At 49.7% G+C, this 6,124-nt stretch carries 6 protein-coding genes; 1 reads left to right on the forward strand and 5 read right to left on the reverse strand.

Annotated features, from left to right (window positions below; genetic code table 11):
- Positions 1-837: two-component system sensor histidine kinase RppB (rppB, locus tag NDA01_RS30955; RefSeq protein ID WP_348231070.1), on the forward strand; the 837-nt coding region annotated here is incomplete at its 5' end.
- A gap of 426 nt (positions 838-1,263) precedes the next feature.
- Here rppB and NDA01_RS30960 read toward each other — a convergent pair.
- The 5 genes from NDA01_RS30960 to NDA01_RS30980 all read right to left on the reverse strand — a co-directional run bounded on the left by NDA01_RS30960 (position 1,264) and on the right by NDA01_RS30980 (position 5,929).
- Positions 1,264-1,614, reverse strand: coding sequence for a hypothetical protein (locus NDA01_RS30960; protein WP_348231071.1), 351 nt, complete (start codon positions 1,612-1,614; stop codon positions 1,264-1,266).
- Positions 1,615-1,797: 183 nt separating this feature from the next.
- Entirely contained in the window at positions 1,798-2,763 is a 966-nt protein-coding gene (locus NDA01_RS30965; protein WP_348231072.1) for a tetratricopeptide repeat protein, read from the reverse strand.
- 162 nt (positions 2,764-2,925) lie between these two features.
- Complete coding sequence (locus tag NDA01_RS30970; protein ID WP_348231073.1) at positions 2,926-4,221, reverse strand: DUF4331 domain-containing protein; 1,296 nt, start codon at positions 4,219-4,221, stop codon at positions 2,926-2,928.
- Between the two features lie 95 nt (positions 4,222-4,316).
- Positions 4,317-5,036 carry a PEP-CTERM sorting domain-containing protein gene (locus NDA01_RS30975; protein ID WP_348231074.1) on the reverse strand — a complete coding sequence of 240 codons (720 nt, stop codon included), beginning with the start codon at positions 5,034-5,036 and terminating at the stop codon, positions 4,317-4,319.
- A 335-nt stretch (positions 5,037-5,371) separates the two neighbouring features.
- The gene (locus NDA01_RS30980; RefSeq protein ID WP_348231075.1) at positions 5,372-5,929 is read right to left on the reverse strand and encodes a hypothetical protein; all 558 of its coding nucleotides are present in this window, start codon (positions 5,927-5,929) and stop codon (positions 5,372-5,374) included.
- Positions 5,930-6,124: the final 195 nt, after the last annotated feature.

Below are 6,124 nucleotides of genomic sequence, written 5' to 3' on the forward strand. Positions count from 1 at the left end.
CAGATTGGGCGATCGCTCCAAGAATTTGATGACCATCTCGCCACCCTAAGATTACTGCTCGCGGTCGGATTGCCGCTTTCGATGCTGATGGTGGGCGGTGCCAGTTGGTGGCTCGCAGGATTAGCCATGCAACCTGTTTTCCACTCCTACGCCCAAATGCAACAGTTCACCGCTGATGCAGCCCATGAATTACGCACCCCGATCGCGGCTATCCGAGCCACGGTAGAAGCAGTTGAAAATACTGATTCTCTCTCGCCTGAGGATGTGCAGGACACTTTAGGCGCGATCGCTCGCCAAAACCACCGACTGGCTGCCCTAGTGCAAGATCTCTTGCTGCTCTCTCGCATGGATCAAAAGAAGTCGGTAGACAGGCATCAGTATTGCTGTCTCAATGACTTAATCAGTGACTTGGTAGAGAGTTTATCGGTGCTTGAGATTGCTGCTCCGATTCAGTTAATGGCTCAGATCCGAGCTGACGAACCGTTATATGTCACAGGAGATGAAAATCAGCTCAGCCGATTGATCTCTAATTTGATTGTCAATGCTCTGCAATACACTCCTAATGGTGGGATCGTGACAGTGACTTTAGAGCAAGCGGATACCGACGCTCTGATTCATATTCAAGACACCGGAATTGGCATTGCCTCAGAACATCAATTACGCATTTTTGAGCGCTTCTATCGGGTCAGTGGCGATCGCTCTCGTCATACTGGAGGGGCTGGGTTAGGGCTGGCTATTGCCAAGGCGATCGTTGAGGCTCATCAAGGGAGCTTGAAAATATGTAGCGAATTAGGCAGAGGTAGTACGTTTACAATTTGCCTGCCTTTAGAGAAGTAAGGATGCAGTCAAGCTGAAAAGATTACTTCATCGTTGCTCTGTTGCTTTTCTTGCAACTAGTTAAGATTGTGAGTTCCTCTCAATGAGTTCTTCAAAACTCAATTCAGCTAAGGCTTTTCAGCTCATTTTGGCCCAAAGGTATCTGGAGGTGTCAGAGCTACAAGAGGGGGCGGTCGCCTTTCTCATTTTTTGAGAGATGGCGCTCAGCAACGATTCAAGTCGAGCATTTGTATTCCAGCGATCGCGCGTCCCTTTGATGTTTAGATGCGCTGTAGCTCAGAGCCTACGGTCGTTTGCGGTTTCCCGTTTACCGGAAAACTTGTCTCAGCAGTAGTGTTTTTTTGTTTGGGTATTAACCACTTACTGAACTTGCTATAGAGTGCAGGAATCACCGGCAAGGCCAATGGTTAACCTTTCAAAAGCTTCTTAAGGGCGAAGTGGGCTGGATGGGACTACTTGGTTAATCATCGGCTGACTCTGCGGTTGGCCTGTGGGTGGGGCGCAGGGACGACCTGTAGCATCAACAAAATAGCAATTCTGGGCTCCGAAACTGGTCGAAGCTACCTCCACTCTTGGAGCGTTTTGATTACAAAGTTTCCCTAGGTCAAATGTTTGTCCATTTTCTCCTTGGAAATAACAAAGTGGTACATCTGTGTTGGGATTTGCCACAGTAGGATAAGCTGCCTCACCCACAGGCAATTGACTGAAAGCCACCTTTGGCAAGAAAGCAGTTAGGGTCGCAGAGAGCAAGGCAGTCAAGCGTAAAGATTTCAGCATGATATTTGACCTCGTATTTTACTAAACGTGGTTTTAAAGTGTGTTTTTCAAGTTGTCACTAACCCAATTTGCATCACAGCTCGGACTGTAATTACTGCTCCTAATAAGGCAATTCCTAAAGCTCCTAGGGCAGGCAGGACTTTGGCTAATTGTGTCTGGACGGGTAATCCCTCAAACAGGCGCTTAGCCTAACAGTTCCTTGACGCGGGCCATGCCACGCATCACCACATGGTCATGAACGGTTGGGGATTTTTGAGAAGTTAAAGCAAACTGAGAATAATAACGCTCTGCTGCCCGATAATTTCCCTGCCGTACCTCTAGTTCAGCTAGATTCAGTAGAGCTGGGGGATACTGGGGCAAAATCCGCAACGTTTCTCTGTAAAGTGCTTGTGCTTGTGGAAGTTGGCCTCGCTTGAAGTACAACCGCCCTAAGAGGGTACGTGCCCAGACAGAACTCCTGGTTTCCTCGGGTTCTTCTACGGCGATCGCCTGTTGTAGGTCTTGAATCGCTGCTCCATCTTGGCCTTGAGCCACCTTCACTAAAGCCCGTTGCGTTAGAGCTCCTAGAGAAGGAGTTTGCTTCACGAGTTGCTCTGCCGCTACATCAGCCGCTGCAATATCACCTAGCGCTAAGTGGGCCGTGGTCGCAACAGAGAGTGCGTCTGGGCTACCTGGGGCTTGCTTTAACAGCCGCAAAGCTTCAGCAAAATCATGTCTTGCCGTTGCCACTCGCGCCAGCACCAAAACTGCTTCAGAGTTAGAGAAGGATAAGTTAGCTAGTGACTGTTGCGCCGTTTGCTCTGCTAGTAAGTACCAACTGCTTTCCCCGGTGGCACGCACCATTTTTAAGTAAGTTCTAGCTAAGGCTGCCCGATTCAACCCTCCTTTTGGGTCTGAGAGAATCCGAGTTTGATAGAAAGCCATCTCTCGTTCTAGCCCTTGCGTCACCTTGCCCGGATCAGGACGGGAGAACTGGTAACGATACAAGGGATCGAGCTGTGCCCTAGACTGCTGTTGCCACAAGTGCAGGCCACCTGGAATCAAAATAAGCAGGCCCACGACAGACAGAGCCACCAAACGCGGTGACGATAGAACTGCTCTGAGCCTGTTTTGCCAAGCTGCTGAACCGTCGTAGTTTATCAGTTTCACAGCTCTTACTCCTTAATGCGCCCCATCTCATCTCGTCTCATTTATGCTTGCGACGCATCTCAATCCTCTTGTACCCACTTACGGATAGGTGTTACCGCCAAAGCAGAGAAACGCTTTGAAGGTTTCCTGGACAAGGAGAATCAAGATGCGATCGCGGTTTGTTTAGTTAGGCAGTGCTAAATAAGGGAATGCAGGCTCAAGCGCCTTATGACCTTGAGCGGGATTACCAGGTTGACCTTCATAGGAGACGTTGTCACTCAATGGCTGCCCAGCCACCACGCTTAAGGTGATGTCGATCACGTCATCTTTGATTAAGCGACCCCGAATTGGACTGCCCTTAGCGTTGAGAGCATTGGCGTAGCCACTTGGGCCTGTGGTATCAATCCGCATGACATCAGGCAGAAATGCACCCAGTAAGGCATTGGCTCGTGCTTCTGGGTTCCCAAAGGCCAGGAGGGTCTGTTTGGCTTCTCCCACAATGGGACCAGCAATATTAGCCGCAGGTTGTCTGCCTGCTAAAGCCGCCGCTTCAAAATCAGGCCCCACACTGTTTAAGGCATTTAGGAAGTCATTGGTTACAACCAAACCTTCGTTGATTGCGGGTCTGGCTAAACGCTCCACCTGCGTAAATTTGTTGTTTGGTCCCACTACAGAAATGGTTTCCCAAACGTCAAAAGTTTTTGTAGCGGTAGCGCCTTGCAGAAATCGGATGGGGACTCGCACTGCGATCGCGTTGACGTTGTAGCCTTTGGCAAAATCAACTGCGGTGCTAGGGTCGCGGAAACCTACTTTGGGGCCAATGCCAAGCGCACCGCCCCGAACTCGGAAATACTGCTCTACGTCAAAGAAGAAAGGATCTTCTCGTAACCCCGCAAAAACCGAAACCTGAGAACCACCGAGCGCCACCTGCTTGACTTCAGGAGCAGTATTGAGCGCCGTCGTTTGTAACTGCTGATTTGCAACTAAGGTCGCCCCATCGCGAATTGCCGTCAGCTTCATGCCCTGTTGGCCTTTAGCATTGGGTTTGTCAAACTCAAATCGTAGAGTGACATCCGGTACGCCTGTGGGAGTCGCATCATTGTTGCCCACTCGCGAGACCTTAAACTCATATCGAGCTTTGGTGCTGAAGTAGTATTGCTGACGAGCCAGCGATCGCGGGTTTGTATTCATGATCAAGATCAGATCCCCGGCTGAAGCGTTGGGATTCTGATCTTGTTCTCGAAAGACAAATAGATCGGTCAAATTCAGATTGCGGCCTTTAGTATCCACCTCACCATCATCGTGGTCGGACGCTTTCAAGTATTGAGGTGCTAAGCCAGCAGTCAAAGCAATCCCTAAAACTAGCAGGCTTAACTGAGCCACAAGGCCAAAGCGCCAACGGCGGGCAGAAGTTTTAGGGGCAGTCGTGGGTTCATTCAATGAGGGGTTAGGCTCATGGAGCGTAGGGGGTTTAGGCATTATAGAAGTCTCCTAAAAAATCAAAGAGTGACTGCATCCAGCCGAGGTAGGGTGGCATCTGGGCGAGATTAGTAGCGAAATCCAGATGGAAGTATCTATGTCAGAGGAACTGAAGCGCGGTGCTGTTTTTTAGATTTCCATCGGCTCCAAGTAGCCCCAGCACCCAGCGCCATCAGGCCCAGAGCAGCAGTCGGTTCTGGCACGCTGGCGGGTGGAGTGGATTGAGCAGCGGTGCTGGCTCCTGTCAAGGCGATCGCATAAGTGCCACGGGTTGCACTTGTCCCCGCAAAACCGCTCAGGGGCAATTCACCCCCTGGGCCTGTGGGTTCTAGGACATCATTGGCACCAGTCGCAAAAATGTCGCCATTGTTACTGACGGGGTTATAGCCAGCACTCGCGATCGCTAAACAGTAAAGACCCGATTGGCTAGGAGAAAACCCGCTAGAGAGCAGCGTCGGTTGTACGGAGCCAAAGCTATCATCGTTACCGTAAATACCTTTACCTTCTGCGTCAAAAAGAAATAACTGCGGATCTTCCAACAGAGCTGTAGGCGCTCCGAGAAGCTGATTGACTGGCAAATCTACCAAGGTTTCTAGACTGATAGTGGTAGCCGAAAAGGTCTGCCCCCCAGTTAAAAAAATTCGAAACAGATCAGCATCGTTGTCTGCTAAGGCTCCACCAAGAAACTCTAGTAAAGTTGGCCCAGAGGGAATAGCTTGAGCTGTGTTGAGGGTTTGGCCTGCATCTCCAGTTTCAATTAAGGTGATTGCATAACTAGGGCTAGCGGCCAAAAATAACCCTAACGCAGGCAGCAATATTGCTGGTATAAATTTTTTTCATTACTTTTCTCTTCGAGGTTTTCTAAGCGCTCTCATGCAATCAAATTTACGAGTGTCATCAAAGTTAGATACGTTAGATACGTAGTTTCACTCGTGGCATCTCTTGAAAATCAAGTAAAATAGATTACATTGCATCAAGATGAGATCCAAAGCACGGTTGATTAATGGGTTGGGTCGGTCTATAGGGGATGCCTGAAATCGCTTGAGTGCAAGCCAGGCATGCAGAACTTACAGTCATACTGTGTTCGACGAAGCCGGCAATTGCCAGACCAAAAACTGCTCATTTTTTGTTCACTTTTGCTGAGCTGTGCTTAGCTAATCTCTTGGTGCCACAGGATTTCGGTCAACCGAGCCATACCGTTTTTGAGGTGGCGACGAAAGGTACTGAAGGGGACATCGAGTAACTCAGCAACTTGCTCTTGGGTTGGAGTGGGCTGAAGGTAGGTATGATAGAGCGCTCGGTAGAGTTTTGCTTCCCGATGAGAGGCTTGTAACGATGCGGCTGCTTCCTGAACTAAGTGCTGCAAAGCCGCTACTCGCTTAGCTTTATTTGCGTTGGTAGGCGATCGCTCCATCACCAGCCGAGATTGCAGCAGAGGATTGTGATAGAGCCGATCTGGATGGGTGAAGTGCCGCAATAAATCCCGCACCGCGATCGCAAAAGCAGGTTGGCTTAGAACCAGGAGAGGTTCACCCAGAGGTGCAGAAGTAGCAACCTGCGCGGAGGCCGCAATTTCTCGCTGGGCTAATAACTCCTGCCAAGCCGTTGGTGACACCACTCGCCAATCATGCCCATAAACCCCATAGCGCTGCTCCCCAATGGTGAAGTCTGCCTCAGGTAGGCGGGCTAAATCGGCATAGGCGAACATGGCAGCCCAAAAATCTGGATCAGCACAAACAAAGAAAGTGAAGGCCAGTTTCGATGTGAGGCGATGATGCTGAACAAAATTAGGCGTTGCTGAATAGGTAATGATTTAAGCTGAGAGAGGAATTGTTCGATACTTCAAATAATGCAGCAGCAACCGAAGTGAACACTTCAACATCTCAACTGATTTGGAGTAGCA

The sequence above is a fragment of the Trichocoleus desertorum AS-A10 genome (genome assembly GCF_039962155.1).
In the GTDB taxonomy this organism is placed as follows: Bacteria; Cyanobacteriota; Cyanobacteriia; order FACHB-46; family FACHB-46; genus Trichocoleus.